16 protein-coding genes are annotated in these 18373 nt (G+C 69.4%); 6 read left to right on the top strand and 10 right to left on the bottom strand.

The genetic code is table 11. The features are described from left to right. Window positions 1-32: 32 nt before the first annotated feature. From ispF to carD, 3 genes are read right to left on the bottom strand one after another with little or no spacing between them, the layout of a single operon-like run. Window positions 33-500, bottom strand: a complete 468-nt coding sequence (ispF, locus tag ACYVKL_RS18305; RefSeq protein WP_379165781.1) for a 2-C-methyl-D-erythritol 2,4-cyclodiphosphate synthase — start codon at window positions 498-500, stop codon at window positions 33-35. 14 nt (window positions 501-514) lie between these two features. After that, the gene (ispD, locus tag ACYVKL_RS18300; RefSeq protein ID WP_379164852.1) at window positions 515-1261 is read right to left on the bottom strand and encodes a 2-C-methyl-D-erythritol 4-phosphate cytidylyltransferase; all 747 of its coding nucleotides are present in this window, start codon (window positions 1259-1261) and stop codon (window positions 515-517) included. A gap of 2 nt (window positions 1262-1263) precedes the next feature. After that, complete coding sequence (carD, locus tag ACYVKL_RS18295; RefSeq protein ID WP_025346809.1) at window positions 1264-1752, bottom strand: RNA polymerase-binding transcription factor CarD; 489 nt, start codon at window positions 1750-1752, stop codon at window positions 1264-1266. A gap of 452 nt (window positions 1753-2204) precedes the next feature. On the opposite strand from carD, the gene ACYVKL_RS18290 reads away from it, so the two are divergent. Continuing rightward, the gene (locus ACYVKL_RS18290) at window positions 2205-2852 is read left to right on the top strand and encodes a copper chaperone PCu(A)C domain-containing protein (RefSeq protein WP_379164850.1); all 648 of its coding nucleotides are present in this window, start codon (window positions 2205-2207) and stop codon (window positions 2850-2852) included. A gap of 88 nt (window positions 2853-2940) precedes the next feature. Next, entirely contained in the window at window positions 2941-4356 is a 1416-nt protein-coding gene (radA, locus tag ACYVKL_RS18285; RefSeq protein WP_379164848.1) for a DNA repair protein RadA, read from the top strand. 138 nt (window positions 4357-4494) lie between these two features. Here radA and ACYVKL_RS18280 read toward each other — a convergent pair whose 3' ends face one another. Together ACYVKL_RS18280 and ACYVKL_RS18275 are read right to left on the bottom strand one after the other, a co-directional pair. Continuing rightward, window positions 4495-5160 carry a hypothetical protein gene (locus tag ACYVKL_RS18280; protein ID WP_379164846.1) on the bottom strand — a complete coding sequence of 222 codons (666 nt, stop codon included), beginning with the start codon at window positions 5158-5160 and terminating at the stop codon, window positions 4495-4497. 136 nt (window positions 5161-5296) lie between these two features. Continuing rightward, window positions 5297-5920 (bottom strand): carbonic anhydrase, encoded by a 624-nt coding sequence (locus ACYVKL_RS18275; protein ID WP_213559051.1) that lies wholly within the window; start codon window positions 5918-5920, stop codon window positions 5297-5299. 326 nt (window positions 5921-6246) lie between these two features. Between ACYVKL_RS18275 and ACYVKL_RS18270 the strand changes: the two genes are divergently transcribed. Continuing rightward, window positions 6247-7113, top strand: a complete 867-nt coding sequence (locus ACYVKL_RS18270; protein ID WP_379164844.1) for an HhH-GPD family protein — start codon at window positions 6247-6249, stop codon at window positions 7111-7113. Between the two features lie 126 nt (window positions 7114-7239). Here the strand turns inward: ACYVKL_RS18270 and ACYVKL_RS18265 are convergent, their stop codons facing one another. From ACYVKL_RS18265 to kstR, 5 genes are all read right to left on the bottom strand, one after another. Further along, window positions 7240-8115: a metal ABC transporter permease gene (locus tag ACYVKL_RS18265; RefSeq protein WP_379164842.1), complete on the bottom strand. Its 876-nt coding sequence runs from the start codon at window positions 8113-8115 to the stop codon at window positions 7240-7242. Next, window positions 8115-8972 (bottom strand): metal ABC transporter ATP-binding protein, encoded by an 858-nt coding sequence (locus ACYVKL_RS18260; protein ID WP_379165779.1) that lies wholly within the window; start codon window positions 8970-8972, stop codon window positions 8115-8117. The genes ACYVKL_RS18265 and ACYVKL_RS18260 overlap by 1 nt, the downstream gene beginning before the upstream one ends. Before the next feature lie 200 nt (window positions 8973-9172). Next, window positions 9173-10120 (bottom strand): metal ABC transporter solute-binding protein, Zn/Mn family, encoded by a 948-nt coding sequence (locus ACYVKL_RS18255; RefSeq protein ID WP_379164840.1) that lies wholly within the window; start codon window positions 10118-10120, stop codon window positions 9173-9175. A 186-nt stretch (window positions 10121-10306) separates the two neighbouring features. Beyond that, complete coding sequence (otsB, locus tag ACYVKL_RS18250) at window positions 10307-12877, bottom strand: trehalose-phosphatase (RefSeq protein ID WP_379164838.1); 2571 nt, start codon at window positions 12875-12877, stop codon at window positions 10307-10309. 270 nt (window positions 12878-13147) lie between these two features. Continuing rightward, window positions 13148-13801 carry a cholesterol catabolism transcriptional regulator KstR gene (gene kstR, locus ACYVKL_RS18245; protein ID WP_213559056.1) on the bottom strand — a complete coding sequence of 218 codons (654 nt, stop codon included), beginning with the start codon at window positions 13799-13801 and terminating at the stop codon, window positions 13148-13150. 167 nt (window positions 13802-13968) lie between these two features. On the opposite strand from kstR, the gene ACYVKL_RS18240 reads away from it, so the two are divergent. Genes ACYVKL_RS18240 through ACYVKL_RS18230 form a run of 3 tightly spaced genes read left to right on the top strand, consistent with a single transcriptional unit; the run spans window position 13969 to window position 18366 of the window. Beyond that, window positions 13969-16119: an acyl-CoA dehydrogenase family protein gene (locus tag ACYVKL_RS18240; RefSeq protein WP_379164835.1), complete on the top strand. Its 2151-nt coding sequence runs from the start codon at window positions 13969-13971 to the stop codon at window positions 16117-16119. 25 nt (window positions 16120-16144) lie between these two features. Further along, window positions 16145-17212, top strand: a complete 1068-nt coding sequence (locus ACYVKL_RS18235; protein ID WP_379164833.1) for an acyl-CoA dehydrogenase family protein — start codon at window positions 16145-16147, stop codon at window positions 17210-17212. After that, entirely contained in the window at window positions 17197-18366 is a 1170-nt protein-coding gene (locus ACYVKL_RS18230; RefSeq protein ID WP_357190250.1) for an acyl-CoA dehydrogenase family protein, read from the top strand. Before ACYVKL_RS18235 ends, ACYVKL_RS18230 begins: the two co-directional genes overlap by 16 nt. Window positions 18367-18373 lie beyond the last annotated feature (7 nt).

Genomic DNA, 18373 nt, shown 5'->3' with positions numbered 1-18373 from the left:
AGCTGTTGGGAAGTGGGCGGATTACGGGTGCGTCAGGCGCGGCAACACAGCAGGGCGGTGGCGACCGCCGCCACGCCCTCGCCGCGGCCGGTGAGGCCCAAACCGTCGGTCGTGGTGCCCGACACCGAGATCGGCGCACCCAGAATCTCACCCAGCACCTGTTGCGCCTCGGCCCGCCGGGGACCGATCTTGGGCCGATTTCCGATGACCTGTACAGCCGCATTGACAATCGAGAATCCGGCCTCGTCGAGCAGTCGCCGGACTTCTTTCAGCATGGCCGCGCCCGACACGCCGTGCCATTCGGGCCGGCCGGTGCCGAAGACCGCGCCAACATCGCCGAGTCCGGCGGCCGAGAGCAAGGCGTCGCACAGCGCGTGCGCGGCGACATCGCCGTCGGAGTGACCCTCGCAGCCGCTGTCGCCCTCGAACAACAGGCCCGCCATCCAGCAGGGGCGGCCGGGTTCGATGGGGTGGACGTCGCTGCCGATACCGGTGCGCAGCATCATCGGATCGATCACGAGGCGGTTACCCCCGCGCGTGTCGTGTCCAGCCCGCCTGCGGTGTCGGGGGTATCACGCCGGGCGGCCAGGGTATTGGCCAGCACCAGGTCCAACGGTGAGGTGATCTTGAAGGCCAGGGCGTCGCCGAGCACCGTGTGAACGGTCGTCCCCAGCATCTCCACCAACCCCGCGTCATCGGTCGCCTGTGTACCGACAGCGTAGGCGGCGCGCAGCAGCTCGGCGTCGAAGCCCTGCGGAGTCTGGATGGCGCGCAGCCCGGAACGGTCCGGCGTACCGGTCACCGCGCCGGCGTCGTCCACGGATTTGATGGTGTCGGCGACCGGCAGGGCGGGCACCACGGCCCGCGCGCCCGCGCGCAGCGCGTCCACGACGCGGGCGATCAGGGCGGGGGGAGTCAGGGCCCGGGCGGCATCGTGCACCAGCACCAGGGTGGCGTCGGGGGCGGCCGCGAGGCCGGCGCGCACCGAATCGGTCCGCTCGGCGCCGCCGGCGACCACGTGCACGGGGACGGTCGAGACCGGGAGCAGGGCCTGGGTTTCGGCGACGAGTTCGGCGGGCACCATAACCACAACATCGTCGACCGACCCGGAATCGATCAGCCCCTGGACCGCGAGAGTGAGCATGGGACTGCCGCCGACGTGGACGAAGGCCTTCGGCTTGTTCTCACCGAGACGCACGCCCATGCCGGCGGCAGGAACCAGGGCGACGACACGAGGGCCGTCGCCGGGTGTTGTTTTCACGGTCAGGAAGCCGCTGCGAGAACCTCGTCGAGCAGGGTCTCCGCCTTGACGTCGTCGGTGCCTTCCGCGAGCGCGAGCTCACCGACGAGAATCTGACGGGCCTTGGCCAGCATCCGCTTCTCTCCGGCGGACAGGCCGCGGTCCTGCTCACGACGCCACAGGTCGCGAACGACCTCGGCCACCTTGTTCACATCGCCGGAGGCGAGCTTCTCGAGGTTGGCCTTGTAGCGGCGGGACCAGTTGGTCGGCTCTTCGGTGTGCGGAGCCCGCAGGACCTGGAAAACCTTGTCCAAGCCCTCCTGGCCGACGACGTCGCGGACGCCGACGTACTCCGCATTCTCTGCGGGAACCCGAACGGTCAGGTCGCCCTGTGCGACCTTCAGGACCAGATACTCCTTTTGTACACCCTTGATGGTGCGGGTTTCGATAGCTTCGATCAGCGCCGCTCCGTGGTGGGGGTAAACGACGGTGTCTCCGACCTTAAAAATCATGTGTCCCGTGCCCCTTTCGATGTTCACAGTTTAACATGCGACTCGGTAACGGCGCGATCAACGGCGCAGGTCAGGGCCACAACGGAGCGGCGGCGGGGGTTGACAGATGGCGAATCGTGTGCATCCCGTTGTGGCATAAGGGGATAGCGCATCGCGCTGTTCGAGCGCATATGCGAGTGCGTATGTCGCATACGCGACCGGGCACCCTCGCATAAACGGCATTGCTTCTCTCGAGAACTCGTCTCGGAATCTCTGTCAGGTCCCCTGACACATCCAACCCGGTCGCTCCGTGTCCCTTGCCACCCATCGCGTGCGTCTCTCCGCGCGCGTACTCGAGTCTCACGCCACGCGCACACGACACCGCCCGCGTGTAGCACGGGGGAAGCGACGCACTACTCTCTTTGACTACTACTCTCCATAGTGGAGTGAGCCCGGTCGACATGGAGGACCCCGTGACTGCCCTGAAAGCCACCACTGCGTCGAAATCGCGGCGGCGTGCCGTGACAGTTGCTGCACTCGCTGCGGGTGCGGTGCTCGCGCTGTCGGGTTGCGGCGCCGGTCAGGTCTCGCAGACCGCCACCCAGGTCGCGGCCGTGAACGGCAACAGCGCCAATGTCGGGACCATCGCGCTGCGCGACGTCCGCTTCCTGCTGCCGCAGGGCGAGGAATTCAACAACACCAAGGGCGGCAAGGCCGTGCTGGCCTTCACCGCCGTCAACATGAGCGACAGCAAGACCGACGAGCTGGTCAGCATCAGCACCGAGCTGGGCCAGGTCAAGCTCGCCGAGAAGATCGAGATCAAGCCGTCCTCCGCCGTCGTCGCCGACAAGCCGACCGCCAAGGACTCGGCCACCGCGGCCGCCGTGCACGAGCAGAACGCCGGCCAGCCCGCCTCCGACAAGGTCGCGGACCCGAACGCCAAGCCGGTCCTGATCGAGGTCACGGGCCTCACCAAGGACGTCAACCCGGGCCTGACCTACCCGCTGACCTTCAACTTCAAGGAGGGCGGCACCGTCGTCGTCACCACTCCGGTCGACGCGGGCCCGAACAACCCGCGCCAGGAGCCCGCGAAGGCGGAGCACAAGGGTGGCGAGCACTGAGCTCGCGCTGATCCTCCGACGGTGCCCGTCCCGGAACTCCCGGGGCGGGCACCGTCGTTTTGTCACCCCGGCTGATTAGGCTGCCCGCGTGGCCAAGGTGAAATCGGTGTACCGATGCTCGGAGTGCACGTGCGAGGTCGCCAAATGGGTTGGGCGCTGCCCGGATTGCGGCGCCTGGGGCAGTGTGGAAGAGGTGGTGGCGTCCTCGGCCGCGGTGGCGGTGGGGCGGCGGGCGATGCTGCCGAGCACCGCGGCGAGCCCGATCTCGAGCATCGACTCCAAGGCGACGCAGTCCCGATCGACGGGGGTGTCGGAGCTGGATCGGGTGCTGGGCGGCGGGATCATTCCCGGGTCGGTGGTGCTGTTGTCGGGGGAGCCGGGGGTCGGCAAGTCGACGCTGCTGCTCGAGGTGGCGCACCGGTGGGCGCGGGCGCGGGGCGAGATCGCGCTGTACGTGACCGCGGAGGAGTCGGCGGGGCAGGTGCGGCTGCGGGCGGACCGGACCGGCGCGGTGCACGACAAGGTGTACCTGGCCGCGGAATCCGATCTGGCGACCATTCTCGGGCACGTGGAGCAGGTGAAACCCACACTGCTGGTGGTGGACTCGGTACAGACCATGCTGGCCGCCGACGCCGACGGCGTGATCGGCGGTGTCACCCAGGTGAAGTCGGTGACGGCGGCGCTGACCTCGCTGGCCAAGGCGAGCGGGATCGCGGTGCTGCTGGTCGGCCACGTCACCAAGGACGGCGCGGTGGCCGGTCCACGCACGCTCGAGCACCTGGTGGACGTGGTGCTGCAGTTCGAGGGCGACAAGCACTCCGCGCTGCGCATGGTGCGCGGCATCAAGAACCGTTTCGGCAGTACCGACGAGGTCGGCTGCTTCGAGATGGTGGAGGCGGGAATCCGTTGCGTGGACGACCCTTCGGGGCTGTTCCTGCACCACCGCACCGAGTCGGTGTCCGGTACCGCGGTGACGGTGGCCATGGACGGCAAGCGGCCCATGCTGGGGGAGGTGCAGGGCCTGACCGTGGACACCCAGGCGCCCGCGCCGCGGCGCGCGGTGAGCGGGCTGGACTACAACCGCGTTTCCATGGTCCTGGCGGTCCTGCAGAGCCGCGGTGGCGTGTATGTGGGCAAGCAGGACGTCTACGCGGCCACCGTGGGCGGTATGCGGCTCACGGAGCCCGCGGCGGATCTGGCTGTCGCGCTTGCCATCGCGAGCGCCAGCCAGGATCTGGCGCTGCCGACCGGCATGGTGGTGCTGGGCGAGGTCGGCCTGGCGGGCGAGGTGCGGCAGGTGACCGGTCTGACCCGGCGGCTGGCGGAGGCGGAGCGGCTGGGCTTCACCGAGGCCCTGGTGCCGCCGGGCGTGGACCGCACCGGCCGCACCATGACTTTGCGCGAGGTGGCCGATATCCGTGCGGCGCTTGCGGTTACCGGACTGCGCCGGCGGCGGCGCGATCAGGAACCCATCGCTGCGTTTGATGAAAGAGCGGCCGAGTGAGAGCCGAAATCGAATAGTGGCCGGACGCGAATTCCGATCGGAGCGGAATTCGATCCGGCCGATATCGGGAATTCGCCGAAAACGCCGAAGGCCGGATCCGATGGATCGGATCCGGCCTTCGTGGCGGGTGCTGGATGCTCAGGCGATATTGAACGGTTCGGGCTGACTGCGGACCGAACCGAGTTGGGCCACAACGGTGTAGGGGCCGGCCGGAACCGGCAGGCGCTCGCCCGCGCAGCCGGGCTGGGAGCTGGCCCCGGACCAGGTGACGGTGAACGCGGCCTGCTGGCCGGGGGCCAGGGTGCGCATGTCGGGGGTGCCGTCGGGGTAGCAGTCGGTGCTGGACCACAGCTTGCGCTGGCCGTCGAGGGACTGCACCTGGACCAGCTGCAGGCCCGAACCCATGTCGCGTTCGCAGACGCCGCTGGAGATGTTGGTGATGATGATGCCGAACTGCGGCTGCTCACCGGTCTTGTAGGTGGCCTGTCCGACGGTGACCTTCACGGCCAGCGACTGGTCGGTGCACACGCTGTGGGCGGCCGGGGCGGCGGCGCCCGAGGAGGTGGCGGAAGGCTTGGCCGAGCTCGGGTCTGGGGTGCTCGAGGCGCTGCTCGAGGGCTTGCCGGTGGCTCCAGCGCTGGAGCCGGCGGCTGCCTTGGTGTCGGACTTGTTGTCGCCGCCGCCCTTCAGCAGCGCGAAGCCGACCCAGAGCACCAGGGCGAGTCCGAGCACCATCGCGCCGATCGCGACCGCGCGACGGCGCCAGTAGATCTCCGGTGGAAGGGGTCCGTTCGGTTCCAGCACGCTGACAACGGTAAGGGCACCGCCCGGATCATCCCGAGCAGGGTGTCGGCGTGTCGGTCGCGAAAGCGCCTCCGGGGCCGGTAAATTCCGGCGCTCCCGGAGGCGCTGCGCTGATATCGGAGGATCGGAGGTTGGGTCAGACCACTTCGCCGATGTTGCCGATGACCCGCCGCAGCTTGATCTCGCCGTCGCCGAGGTTGTAGGTGACGCAGGCGATGGCGCATTCGCCGGTGGCCACCCGCTGGGAGATGATCATCGACCGCTGCATGAGCAGGCGGGCGGTCTCCTCGACGTGGCGGGCCTCGAGGTCGTCGACCGATTCCAGGCCTTCGCGGCGGCCGATCAGGATGGACGGGGTGACCCGCTCGACGACCGAGCGGATGAATCCGCCGGGGACATTGCCGTGGTCGAGGGCGTCGATGGTGGCGCGGACCGCGCCGCAGCTGTCGTGTCCGAGCACCACGATGAGCGGCACGTTGAGGACGTGCACGCCGTATTCGATGGAGCCGAGGACCGAGGAGTCGATGACGTGCCCGGCGGTGCGGACCACGAACATGTCGCCGAGGCCCTGATCGAAGATGATCTCGGCGGCCACCCGGGAGTCGCCGCAGCCGAACAGCACCGCCCCGGGCTGCTGCCCGGCAAGCAGTTTGGTCCGATCGATCGCCCCCTGGCTGGGGTGCTGCAACGTGCCGTTGACGAAGCGCTCGTTGCCTTCACGCAGAGCTTTCCACGCACTGATCGGATTGTTATGCGGCATAGATCCTATTTTCCATGGGCCCTCGGTTACCGGCGAGTCCGCGGCGTTACGGTCCGGCAAAGACGCGCTGGCCACGCCGCCGCGAGCTCGGTGAGCCGCTCGACGCGCCGGGGTGGCGCTCGAACGCACGCCGGGTGGCGGACCCCGGCTCACCGCACATGGATACCATCGCCGGTGGCGGTACGCGGAGTCTTCCAATGTCCCGCCCTCGGTTCGCGGCCCGGCTCGGTCTGGACTGACGGAGCGGGGGAGCGAAGCGGAGGAGCGGAGGAGGGAAGACCGAGCTTGCAGGGCCGCGAACCCGCCCGGAGCGAAGCGGAGGGCAAATGGATACGGACGCGCTCATCGACTGGTATCGCGATACCGCGCGGGATTTGCCGTGGCGGCGGCCAGGGGTTACCGCGTGGCAGATCCTGATGAGCGAGATCATGCTGCAGCAGACCCCCGTCGTGCGGGTGGAGCCGATCTGGCGGGAGTGGGTGGCGCGCTGGCCGGTGCCCTCCGCGATGGCGGCCGCGCCGCAGGGTGACGTGCTGCGGGCGTGGGGCAAGCTCGGCTATCCGCGGCGGGCGCTGCGGCTGCACGAGTGTGCGCAGGTGCTGGCCGCCGAGCACGGCGACGAGGTGCCCGCCGATGTGGACGTGTTGCTGGGCTTGCCCGGTATCGGGGCGTACACCGCCCGCGCCGTCGCCTGTTTCGCGTATGGGCAGCGGGTTCCGGTGGTGGACACCAATGTTCGGCGGGTGGTGGCGCGGGCCGTGCACGGTCGCGCCGAGGCCGGGAATCCGGCCGCCCGGGATCTGGCCGAGACCGAGGAGTTGCTGCCGGCCCGTGTCGATCGGGCCGCGGTGATGTCGGCCGCCCTGATGGAGTTGGGTGCGCTGGTCTGCACCGCCCGCACTCCGGACTGCGAGCGTTGCCCGCTGCCGGCGTGCGCGTGGGTGTCGGCGGGCCGCCCGGTCTCCGAGGTGGTGCGCAAGGTGCAGAAGTACGAGGGCACCGATCGTCAGGCGCGGGGCCGGCTGCTGGATGTGCTGCGGGGTTCATCGGGGCCGGTGGAGCGGGTTCGCTTGGACCTGGCCTGGACTCGCGATCCGGGGCAGCGGGATCGCGCGCTGGATTCGCTGCTGGTCGACGGCCTCATCGAGCAGACGACCGACGGCTTGTTCGCGCTGGCCGGTGAGGGCAGCTGAACCTGGAACGCCCCCGCTCGGGCCGAGGGTGACGGTCCGGGCGGGGGCGTGCGAGGACGATCTGCCGCCCCTCATGCGGTAGATCGTGGTGTCGCAACCGGTTTCGCGGGATCGACCGCGAAAGACTCAGGCGGCGACCAGGACTCTGCGGCGATTGCGGGTGCGGGCACCCACCACCCGGCAGATCAGATAGATCGTGAACGAGATGGTGGTGACGAAGGTCGAGATCGGGACGCCGGGGGCCAGCGACAGCAGAATGCCGCCGACCGCGGCGATCTCGGCGAACACGATCGACAGCACCGCCACCCGGGCCGGGCTCGCGGTGAGCTGGGCGGCCGCGGCGGCGGGGGTGATGAGCAGCGACAGCACCAGCAGCGCGCCCACGATCTGCACGCCGAAGGCGGCCGTCACGCCGAGCAGCACCGCGAACACGATCGACAGGGCTCGCACCGGAACCCCGCGCGCCACCGCCACTTCCGGGTCGGAGCTGGCGAACAGCAGCGGCCGGTAGACGGCGGCCAGTACCACCAGCACCGCCGCGGTGCACGTGGCCAGCAGGCCGAGGCCGGAGTTGCCGACGCTCACCACCTGGCCGGTGAGCAGCGAGAATTTGGAGCCCGCGCGTTCCGGGCCGAGCCATAGGAACAACACCGAGAGTCCGAGGCCGAAGGACAGCACCACCGCGATCACCGAATCGCGTTCGCGGGCACGGGAACCGAGCACGCCGAACAGCACGGCCGCCACCACCGAACCGATGATCGCGCCGGCGCCGACGCCGATCCCGGCCAGCAGGGCGGCGGCCGCGCCGGTCAGTGACAGCTCACTGGTGCCGTGCACGGCGAACGACATCTGGCGGCTGATGATGAGCGGGCCGATGGCCCCGGCCAGCAGGCCGAGCAGCGCGGCGGCGATGACCGCCTGCTGCACGAAGTCGTAGGACATCAGGTGCGCGGTCGTCGACACGTCGAACAGCTGCGAGAACAGCTTGGACAGCTTCTCCATTACGCCCGCGCCTCCCGCTCGCCGTGGTTCTTGCCGGTGCTGCCGTGGCAGTGGGCCGCGCCGGATTCGCCGAGCGCGTCCATGGCGTCGCCGGTGCCGACGACGACCAGGCGTCCCCGCACCCGCAGCACGTCCACCTCGGTGCCGTACAGCTCGGACAGGGTCTCCGAGGTCATCACCTCGTCGGGCGTGCCGATCCGGAACTGCCCGTCGACCAGGTACAGCACCCGATCGACCAGCGGCAGAATGGGATTGATCTCGTGGGTCACGAACAGCACGGCGGTGTCGTGGGTGCGGCGCCGCCGGTCGATCAGTTCGGATACCAGCCGCTGATTCGCCAGATCCAGGGACAGCAGCGGTTCGTCGCACAGCAGCACCCGGGGGTCTCCCGCCAGCGCCTGCGCGACCCGCAGCCGCTGCTGTTCGCCACCGGACAGCGCGTCCAGCGGCGCGTAGGCGAACTGCTCGGCGCCGACGGCCGAGATGGCTTCCGCGACTCTACGTTTCCGCTCCTTGCGGCCCCGGAATCCGATTCCCCAGCGATGTCCGTCCACCCCGAGCCCCACCAGATCGACGCCCCGCAGCTGCGCCCCGCCCTCGATGGTCTTCTGCTGCGGCACATATCCGATGGCCGGATTGCCCAGCCGCGCGGGCGATCCCGCCACCTCGGCGGTTCCCGCGCTCAATGCCACCTGTCCCAGCAGCATCCGCAGCATCGAGGTCTTCCCGGACCCGTTGGGCCCCAGCACCGCGATGAATTCCCCGGCCGCGACCTCGAGATCCAGCCCTTCCCACAGGGTCCGTTCCCCGAACGACAGCCGTGCACCCGATAGTCGCACCGCGGGCGTTTCGGCGATGGTCTTCGTGTTCGTCTGTGCCGCACCGATTGTCGCCGGGTCGAGGCTCGCCGTGGCGGCGTTGTCGGTGCGGGTCGCGCGGCCGGACGGGGTGCGTGGGCGCGCGCCGGTGAGCGCACAGCCGGGTTTCGGCGTGGTGACGCCGGGGGTGGCCGGGGCGTCGGGCGTGGCGGACATGGTGGTGCTCCCGGGTGTGGAGGTCAGGCCAGGGCCTTGGCGAGGGATTGCGCGTTCTCGGTCATCCAGGTGACGTAGTCCTTGCCCTTGGGCAGGGTTTCGGTGACCTCGACGACGGTGACGCCGGCCTTGTCGGCGGCGGCGCGGAGGTCCTTGGTGAGCTTGTCCTCGGTCTGGATGTTGTATACGAGGGCGCGAACCTGCTTGGCGTTCAGCAGGTCCCGGACGATCGCCACGTCCTGCGGGGACGGGTCGGTGCCCTGTTCGATGGCTTCCTGGAAGGCGTGCGGGGTCTTGTCGTCGGCCTTGGCGGCGGTGAGCAGGTAGGCGGCGATCGGCTCGGTCTGCAGCACCGGCTGGTTCGGGTGCGCGGCGGCGATCGAGGCGGTGACGGCCTCGACGGGGGCCAGTTTCGCGGCGAAGGCGGCGGCGCGGTCGGTGTAGGCCTGCTTGTGGGCGGGGTCGATCTCGCCGAGGGCGTCGGCGATGTGCTCGGCGATGTGGCCGACCTGGTGGACGTCGTACCAGACGTGCTCGTTGGCCTCGTGGTCGTGCGCGGCGGCCTCGGTCTTGGCGGAAGTCGGTGCGGCCGAGGCGTTCTCGTGGGCGTGCCCGCTCTCGGATGCGATGTCGAAGGCGTTGACCGTCTTGGTGTTGCGGCCCGCGACGGCCTTGTCGATGAACTCGTCGTAGTGGCCGCCGTTGTAGACGACCAGTTTGGCGTCGGTGATCTTGGCGGCGTCGGCGGGGGAGAGTTCGAACGAGTGCGGGTCGACGCTCGGATCGCTGATGATCGAGTCGACCGTGATGTCGGGTCCGGCCACGGCCTTGGTGATATCGCCCCAGACGTTGGTGGAGGCGACGACGGTGGGTGCGTCGGAGTTCTTGGTGCTGCCGCAGGCGGTCAGGGTGGCGACGGTCGCGAGTCCTGCGGTGAACACGGCGAATCCTCGGGCGAAGCTTTTGGTCACGCGGGGTACTCCTGGCACTACGGCTTATCAATAACGAAAACGATTGCCATTTGAATGTAGCGCACGGGAGCGGCGGGTCCCTAGCCCCGATCCGGAGATGTGGCCCGCGACACGAAAGACCCGGAGAGCGATTTGCTCTCCGGGTCTTTCAGAACTATCGAATCCCCAGGTCGGGGTCGTGAATCTCTAGGTGAAGGCGGCTACCGGCTGGCTCAGCAGCTGGGCGCAGCGGAGCAGGCCGAGGTGGCTGTACGCCTGCGGGTGGTTGCCCAGCGAGCGTTCGGCAACTGGGTCGTACTCCTCGGACAGCAGACCGGTCGGTCCGGCCACGTCCACCAGCTGCGCGAACAACGCCTCCGCGTCCTCCCGCTTGCCGATCAGCAGATACGCCTCGACCAGCCAGGCCGCACACAGGTGGAACCCGCCCTCGCCGCCGGGCAGCCCGTCGTCGTGGTGGTACCGATACACGGTCGACCCGCTGCGCAGCTCGGCCTCGGTGGCGACCACGGTCGCCGCGAACCGGGGATCCGACGGCTCGATCAGCCCGCTGAGCCCGATGTGCAGGGTGGCGGCGTCCAGGTCGGTGCCGTCGTAAGCCGCTGTGTAGGACTGGACTTCGTCGTTCCAGCCCTCGGTCTTGACCTCGTCGGCGATGGTGTCGCGCAGCGGCGCCCACTCCGGGTCGGCGGGCCGGCCGAACTGCTTGGCCAGGGTGAGCGCCCGGTCGACGGTGAGCCAGCCCATGACCTTGGAGTACACGTGGTGGCGCGGATTGCCGCGGATCTCCCAGATGCCGTGGTCGGCCTCGCGCCAGCGCCGCTGCACCGCGGACACCATGGCGTGCACCAACTCCCAGTCCGCGTCGGGCAGTGCCTTGGCGGGATCGTTGAACCCCTTGCGTTCCCGCGTGTGCGCGAGCTGCGAGATGAGGTCCACGATGGGCCCGAACACGTCCAGCTGCACCTGCATGTTCGCCGCGTTGCCGACGCGGACCGGCCGCGAGCCGGCGTAGCCGGGCAGCTGGTCGATGACGGCCTCGGGCGGCAGGGTCTCGCCGTAGAGGGTGTACAGCGGGTGCAGCCGCTCGGGTCCGGGCAGCGTCTCCAGCACCCGGTGCACCCAGGCCAGCAGTTCCTCGGCTTCGCCGATGGAGCCCAGGGAGACCAGCGCGGACGCGGTGAGCGACGCGTCGCGCAGCCAGCAGTAGCGGTAGTCCCAGTTGCGCACGCCGCCGATGTCCTCGGGCAGCGAGGTGGTGGCCGCGGCCAGGATGGATCCCGACGGCGCGTGCACCAGCCCGCGCAGGGTCAGCGCGGAGCGCTTCATGAGATCTGGCTTGAGCGGCGGCAGTTCCAGGGTGCCGACCCATTCCGACCAGTGGCGTTCGGCCTCGCGGCGGCGGTCCGCCTCGGGTCGCATGGCGGGCGCGAGATCGGAAGTGCCGCAGCGCAGCTCGAGCACGATCGGGCCCTGGGAGGGGTCCACGACGGCGCGGGCGGTGTGGTGGTTGCCCTCGTCGATGATCTCCCACTCCACGCCGGGGGAGCGCAGCACCATCGGATCGTTGGTGCCCTCCAGTTTGAGCCCGCCGGTGGCGTGCACCAGCCGCACCGGCACCTGCCCGAATTCGGGGCGGGGCGCGAAGGTGATGACCGCCTTGGCATCACCGGTGATGACGCGGGTGAGGTCGGTGCGTTCGGGGACCACGTCGTGCGGCAGGTAGTCGACGACCTGCAAACTGGACCAACGGGTTTCGACGGTCATGGTGCCGTCGACGTACCGCTGCGACAGCGGCAGGCCGGCGCGCTCGGGCTGAATGGTGAAGTGCCCCGCGCCCGGTCCGCCCAGCAGGTGGGCGAAGACGGCGGCGGAGTCGGGTTCGGGGTGGCACAGCCAGGTGACGGTGCCGTCCGGTGTGACAAGGGCTTTCGAGCGCGGGCTGGCCAGCATGGTCAGCCGCTCGATTCGAGGGGCCGAGGCACCTGCCAACCACGTGCGGCGCTCCTCGAGTAGGAACGCCAGCGCCTTCGACACCTCCTCGGTGCTGGCCACATGGTATTTCGCGAGCGATTCACCGTCACCGACCTTGATGCCGACGTCGGGTCCGGAGAGGCGTTTGAAGGCCTTCTCGTCGGTGACGTCGTCGCCGATGAACAGGGCCGCCGAGGCGCCCTGCTGGTGCCGGACGATGTCGAGGGCCGCGCCCTTGTCGGTCTCGACGACCGCGAGCTCGATGACTTCCTTGCCTTCGGTGGTCTGCACGCCGACCCAGCTGGCCGGGCCCTGGCGCACCTGAACCAGTGCGCGACGGCCGATTTCGGGGCTGGCGTTGCGGACGTGCAGGGCCACGCTGGCGGGTTTGATCTCCACCGAAGCGCCCGGGTTGTCCTGAGCGATCTGCGTCAGGGTCGAAGTGACCTCTTGCAGTAGCTGTTTCGCGTCGTTGTCGATGGCGTGCACGAAGCCGACATCGAATTCCGAACCGTGACTACCGATCAGCTGTACTTCGACGGGCAGCCGGGACAACGCCGCGAGATCTCGCAGCGCCCGGCCGGAGATGACGGCAGCCGTGGTGCCGCTGAGACCGGCGAGAGCGCGTAAGGCGTTCACCGATTCTCGATGGGGATAGGCCTTGGCCGGGTCGGAGACGATGGGCGCGATGGTCCCGTCGTAGTCCGAAGCGACCAGCAACCGTGGCACGCGGGCGATAGCCGACAGGGCACGGCGCAGTTCGAGTGACAAATCCTGTGCGCTCACGCATCCAACCTAGTGATCGGAGGAGATTTTTCAGGGCGCGAGTGATGCTACTGGGTCTTGATTGCCCGCTCGTGTGTGCGGTGATACATAGCGTTTACAAGACACTTCCGGTTCGTTCACCGGGTTTGTGAGACGCGCGCGGGTTGCTCGGTGTTCACCCTGGTTGACCAGCGCTGTTCCAGCAAACCGGGCGGCATGAAAATGCGGCGGGCTGCCCGGCTCTCCGGACCGGGCAGCCCGCCGCACCGCGCGAACGCACGAATGCGTTTGCTACTCCTTGTCGCCGCTGCCGATGAGCAGATCGACGGTCAGCTCCAGTCGCTCGGTCACATCGGTGGCGGAGGCGCGACGGGTCAGCCAGGCCACCAGATTCGACAGCCACACGTCCGAGATGACGCGGGCGATGGCGAGCTGGCGGTCGCTGGGGATCTCGTCGGACAGGGCGCGCGCGAAGAAGCGGTCCATCACCTTGCCGACCCGATCGACCTCCGCGGCCGCCGACGCGTCGGCGAACATGAAGGCGCGGGTCATCGCCTCGGTGAGCAGCGGGTCGCGCTGCATGGCCCGGGTGACCTGGGTCAGCAGCAGGTGCATGCGCTCCTGCGCGGTGGCCCCGGCGAGCGGCTTGCGGCGGCCCTCGAAGGACTCGAATTCCCGGGCCAGCGCGGACACCAGCAGGTGCACCTTGGACGGGAAGTACCGGTAGAGCGTGCCGACGGCGACATCCGCGCGTTCGGCCACGGCCCGCATCTGGACGGCGTCGTAGCCACCCTTCGAGGCGAGGGCCAGGGTGGCGTCGAGGATGCGTTTACGCCGGTCGCGCTGCGCCGCCGAGCTCAGATCCTCCTCGCTGAGGGTGGTGACGGGCGCGGTGCGTCCACCGGGCGCCCCGTCGGCGGCCTGCGATCGGGAGGGACTGGCCATCGGTTGAAAGTCCTTTCGCACGAATCGTTCGGTTCATCTCACCCGGCCAGACGTGCGCCGGGCACGAGTTCGTACCGCGTCGTCGGGACGGCGCTTGACTTCCGCCCGGCTCGAACATTAGAACATGTTCTAGGAGTGGAAGTCACGCCGGGAAGAAGGTAGGGGTTGTGACCATAGCCACCACTGACGAGCATAAAGCCGTCCAGGAGTCGATGCGCGGATGGGCGTCGGCGGTGCAGCCAATTGCAACAATGCGCTCCGGCGCGCCAGATTTCTGGCGCGAATACTGGTCGCGCCTGGCCGATCTCGGGGTTTTCCGGGTCGCGGTTCCGGAAGAGGCCGGGGGCGCGGGTGGCACCGTCGGGGACCTGGCCGTCCTGGTCGAACAGGCGGCGCATGACCTCGTCGGCGGACCGGTTCTCGCGACGGCGTTGGCAGGTCTCGTCGTCGGCGAGGCGCTCGACGAGACTACGCCATGTGGCGTCGCGCTCGAGGGCGAAATCGCGATCTCGGCGAGCGCCGAGGGCGCCGTGGTGTCCGGTGAGTGGAACTCGGTTCCGGGCGCCGCGCCGGGAACCGCAGTGCTGGTTCCGGTGCGCGACGGCGACCGTCACCTGTGGGCGCTGATCGACGCCGACGCCGCCGGGCTGACCGTCGAGCCGCTGGACGCGATCGACCAGAGCGTGCCGCTGTCCCGCGTGGTCGTCACCGATGTCGCCGTGGCCGCGGACCGGCTGTTCGAGCCCGGCTTCGCGGTGCTGGACCTGGCCGCCGCCCTGGTCGCCGCCGAGCTGGCCGGCATCGCGGGCTGGGCCCTGGAGACCGCCACCGAATACGCGAAGGTGCGCGAGCAGTTCGGCCGTCGGATCGGCGAATTCCAGGCCGTGAAGCACATCTGCGCGTGGATGCTGTGCCGCGTCGAGCAGATTCGCGCGGTGGCCGCCGACGCTGCCGCCGCCGCGGATTCCGGTAGTGCGGAACTGCCGCTGGCCGCCGCGGTCGCGCTGTCGATGTCGCTGGACGCCGCGGTCGAGAACGCGAAGGACTGCATCCAGGTCCTGGGCGGCATCGGCTTCACCTGGGAACACGACGCGCACCTGTACCTGCGCCGCGCCACCGCGCTGCGGCAGCTGCTGGGCGGCACCGCGCGCTGGCGGGCCCGGGTCACCGAGCTCACCCTGGCGGGCGTGCGCCGCACGGTCGGCATCGACCTCGGCGGCGACGCCGAATCGGCGTGGGCGACAGCCGGATTGAACGACGCCGAGGCCGCGGTGCTGGAGGCCGACCTGGCCAAGATCGCGGCCCTGCCGGAGGCGGAGCAGCGGATCGCGCTGGCCGAGTCCGGTCTGCTGGCCTCGCACTGGCCCGCGCCCTATGGTCGCGGCGCCGGGCCCGTCCTGCGCACCCGGCTCGACGATCAGGTCCGCAAGGCCGGGATCACGCTGCCGGACATCGCGATCGCCAACTGGGCGATCCCGACCCTGCTGCAGTGGGGCACCCCCGAGCAGATCGAGCGCTACGCCATGCCGACGCTGACCGGTGAGGTCATCTGGTGCCAGCTGTTCTCCGAGCCGGGCGCCGGTTCGGATCTGGCGGCGCTGCGCACGGTGGCCGAGCGGGTCGAGGGCGGCTGGAAGCTGCGCGGCCAGAAGGTGTGGACCTCGCTGGCCGATCGCGCCACCTGGGGTATCTGCCTGGCCCGCACCGACGCGTCCGCGCCGAAGCACAAGGGCATCAGCTACTTCCTGGTCGACATGAAGAGCGCGGGGCTGGACATCCGGCCGCTGGTGGAGATCACCGGTGAGGCGCGCTTCAACGAGGTGTTCCTCGACGACGTCTTCGTGCCGGACGACTGCCTGGTCGGCGAGCTCGGCAATGGCTGGAAGATCGCGCGGTCGACGCTGTCGGCGGAGCGGGTGGCCATGGGCGGCAAGGGAATCGGTGACGAGCTGGAGGCGTTGATCGCCGCCGCGCCGGTCTCGGGCCCGGGTGCCGAATTGGTCGCGGATCGGCTCGGCGGACTCGTCGCGGAGTCGGTTGCGGGAACACTGGTGGAGGCCCGTGCGGCCCGGAAACTGCTGACCGGCGGGGACCCCGCCGCGGAGAGCAGTGTGCGCAAACTGGTCGGTGTCAGGCACCGGCAGGCGGTGGCCGAGTTCGCCGTCGAATTGTCCGGTGTCGCGGGCGCTCTGGAAACCCCTGTGGTGAAGGAATTCCTGCTCACACGCTGTTTGTCGATTGCTGGCGGTACCGAACAGATTCTGTTGACCGTCGCCGGTGAACGGATTCTCGGGTTGCCTCGCGAGTCGAGCAGCTAGCCCACACACAACCGGGAGCATTGAATTGGACTTCACCAGGGACGAGAGCCAGGACGCTGTCGCCGAGGTTGTCGTAAGTTTGCTGGAGCGTGAAAGCGCACGCGATGCCGCGCTCTGGCCCATCATCGCGGAAAGCGGTCTGCTGGCCGTGCCACTGCCCGAGCGTTTCGGCGGCGACGATATGGGTCTGCTCGAGGTCTCGGCCATGCTCACCGAGCTGGCCACCGACGCCGCGCAGGTGCCCGCCCTGGCCACCCTCGCGTTCGGGGTGCTGCCGCTGAAGGCGATCGGTCTGCCGGATGCCTTGGCGGAGAAGGTGTTCCCGGCCGTGGCCGAGGGCGCGGTGCTGACCGCCGCCCTGCACGAGGCCGGCGCGCCGTTCACGGTGAAGCCCGAGACCACCGCGGTGTCCGACGGCGCCACCGTGCGCGTCACCGGCGCCAAGGTGGCGGTGCCCTACGCGGACACCGCGCGCTGGATCCTGGTGCCCACCGACAACGGCCTAGCCGTGGTCGATGGTGACGCCGCCGGCATCACCCGCACCGCGAGCCCGACGTCCGATGGCGTGCCGGAGTTCTCGGTCCGCTTCGACGGCGTCGCGATTCCGGCCGGGCAGCTGCTGCCGGGCGGCCTGACCGAGCTGCACCGGTTCGCGCTGGCGGGCCTGGGCTCGGTGGCCGACGGCCTGCTCAAGGGCGTGGTCGCGCTGACCGCCGAGCACGTCCGCACCCGTCAGCAGTTCGGCCGCGCACTGGCCGAATTCCAGGCGGTCGCCCAGCAGATCGCGGATGTGTACGTGGTCTCGCGGACCCTGCACGCGGTCGCGCTGTCGGCGGCGTGGGCGCTTTCCCAGGAAGACCCCAGCGTGGAGCATCTGGAGCGTATCGACGACGATCTCGACGTGCTGGCGTACACGGTGGCCTCGGAACTGCCCGCGGCCATGCAGCAGTGTCACCACCTGCACGGCGGTCTCGGTGTCGATATCACCCACCCGCTGCACCGCTACTACTCACAGGCCAAGGACATCGCCCGCTGGCTCGGCGGCGAATCGTTCCGGCTGGACCGTTTGGGAGCCAGATGTTCATCGAACTGACCGCGGAACAGCGGCAACTGCGCGACGAATTGCGCTCGTACTTCACCGGTCTCGTGACTCCCGAAGAGGAGGCCGAGATGCTGGTGAACCGGCACGGTGACGCCTACCGCGCGGTGGTCAAGCGCATGGGCCGCGACGGCAAGCTCGGCGTCGGCTGGCCCAAGGAGTACGGCGGCCAGGGCTTCGGTCCGCTGGAACAGCAGATCTTCTACAACGAGGCGGTCCGGGCCGACGTGCCCGTGCCCCTGGTGACCCTGCTGACCGTGGGCCCGGCGCTGCAGTCGTTCGGCACCGAGGAACAGAAGCAGAAGTTCCTGCCCGGAATCCTCACCGGTGACGTGCATTTCGCCATCGGCTACTCCGAGCCGGACGCCGGCACCGACCTGGCGGCGCTGCGCACCTCCGCGGTGCGCGACGCCAATGGCGACTGGATCGTCAACGGGCAGAAGATCTTCACCACCGGTGCGCACGAGGCCGACTACGTCTGGCTGGCCGTCCGCACCGGCACCGTGGAGTCCCGGCACAAGGGCATCACGATCCTGATCGTGGACACCAAGGACCCGGGCTACTCCTGGACGCCGATCATCACCGCCGACGGCGCGCACCACACCAACGCCACCTACTTCGACAATGTCCGCGTGCCCGCGAGCATGGTGGTCGGCGAGGTCGACGGCGGCTGGAAGCTGATCACCACCCAGCTCAACCACGAGCGGGTCAGCCTGGGCCCGTCCGGCAAGATCGAGCAGCTCTACCAGCGGGTGCGCGAGTGGGCGCAGAAGCAGGGCGTGCTCGGCCAGGCCGAGGTGCGCCGCTCGCTGGGCCGGCTGCACGCCATGACCCGGCTGAACGAACTGCTGAACTGGCAGGTGGCCTCCAATATGGAACGCCCCGACGCCGATCCGCGTGACGTGATCGCCGACGCCTCCGCGACCAAGGTGTTCTCCACCGAGGCGCTGCAGGAAGCCGGCCGCCTGGCCGAGGAGATCGTGGGCCGCTTCGGCGATCCCGCCGACCCGGCCACCGCCGAACTGCTGGTCTGGCTGGACCGCCGCACCAAGCAGAACCTGGTGGTGACCTTCGGTGGCGGTGTCAACGAGGTGATGCGTGAGCTGATCGCCCAGATGGGCCTGCGGCTGCCGCGGGTGCCGCGCTAGATCGCAG

It is taken from the genome of Nocardia tengchongensis (assembly GCF_054781395.1).
Note: the sequence above shows the minus strand (reverse complement) of the source record. Positions and strands in the feature narration are given on the sequence as shown.

Excerpts from the sequence above, each read along its gene's own strand:
- carD (WP_025346809.1), bottom strand. The coding sequence starts at position 1,752 with ATGATTTTTAAGGTCGGAGACACCGTCGTTTACCCCCACCACGGAGCG.
- ACYVKL_RS18275 (WP_213559051.1), bottom strand. The coding sequence starts at position 5,920 with ATGCCGCATAACAATCCGATCAGTGCGTGGAAAGCTCTGCGTGAAGGC.
- ACYVKL_RS18270 (WP_379164844.1), top strand. The coding sequence starts at position 6,247 with ATGGATACGGACGCGCTCATCGACTGGTATCGCGATACCGCGCGGGAT.
- ACYVKL_RS18265 (WP_379164842.1), bottom strand. The coding sequence starts at position 8,115 with ATGGAGAAGCTGTCCAAGCTGTTCTCGCAGCTGTTCGACGTGTCGACG.
- kstR (WP_213559056.1), bottom strand. The coding sequence starts at position 13,801 with ATGGCCAGTCCCTCCCGATCGCAGGCCGCCGACGGGGCGCCCGGTGGA.
- ACYVKL_RS18230 (WP_357190250.1), top strand. The coding sequence starts at position 17,197 with ATGTTCATCGAACTGACCGCGGAACAGCGGCAACTGCGCGACGAATTG.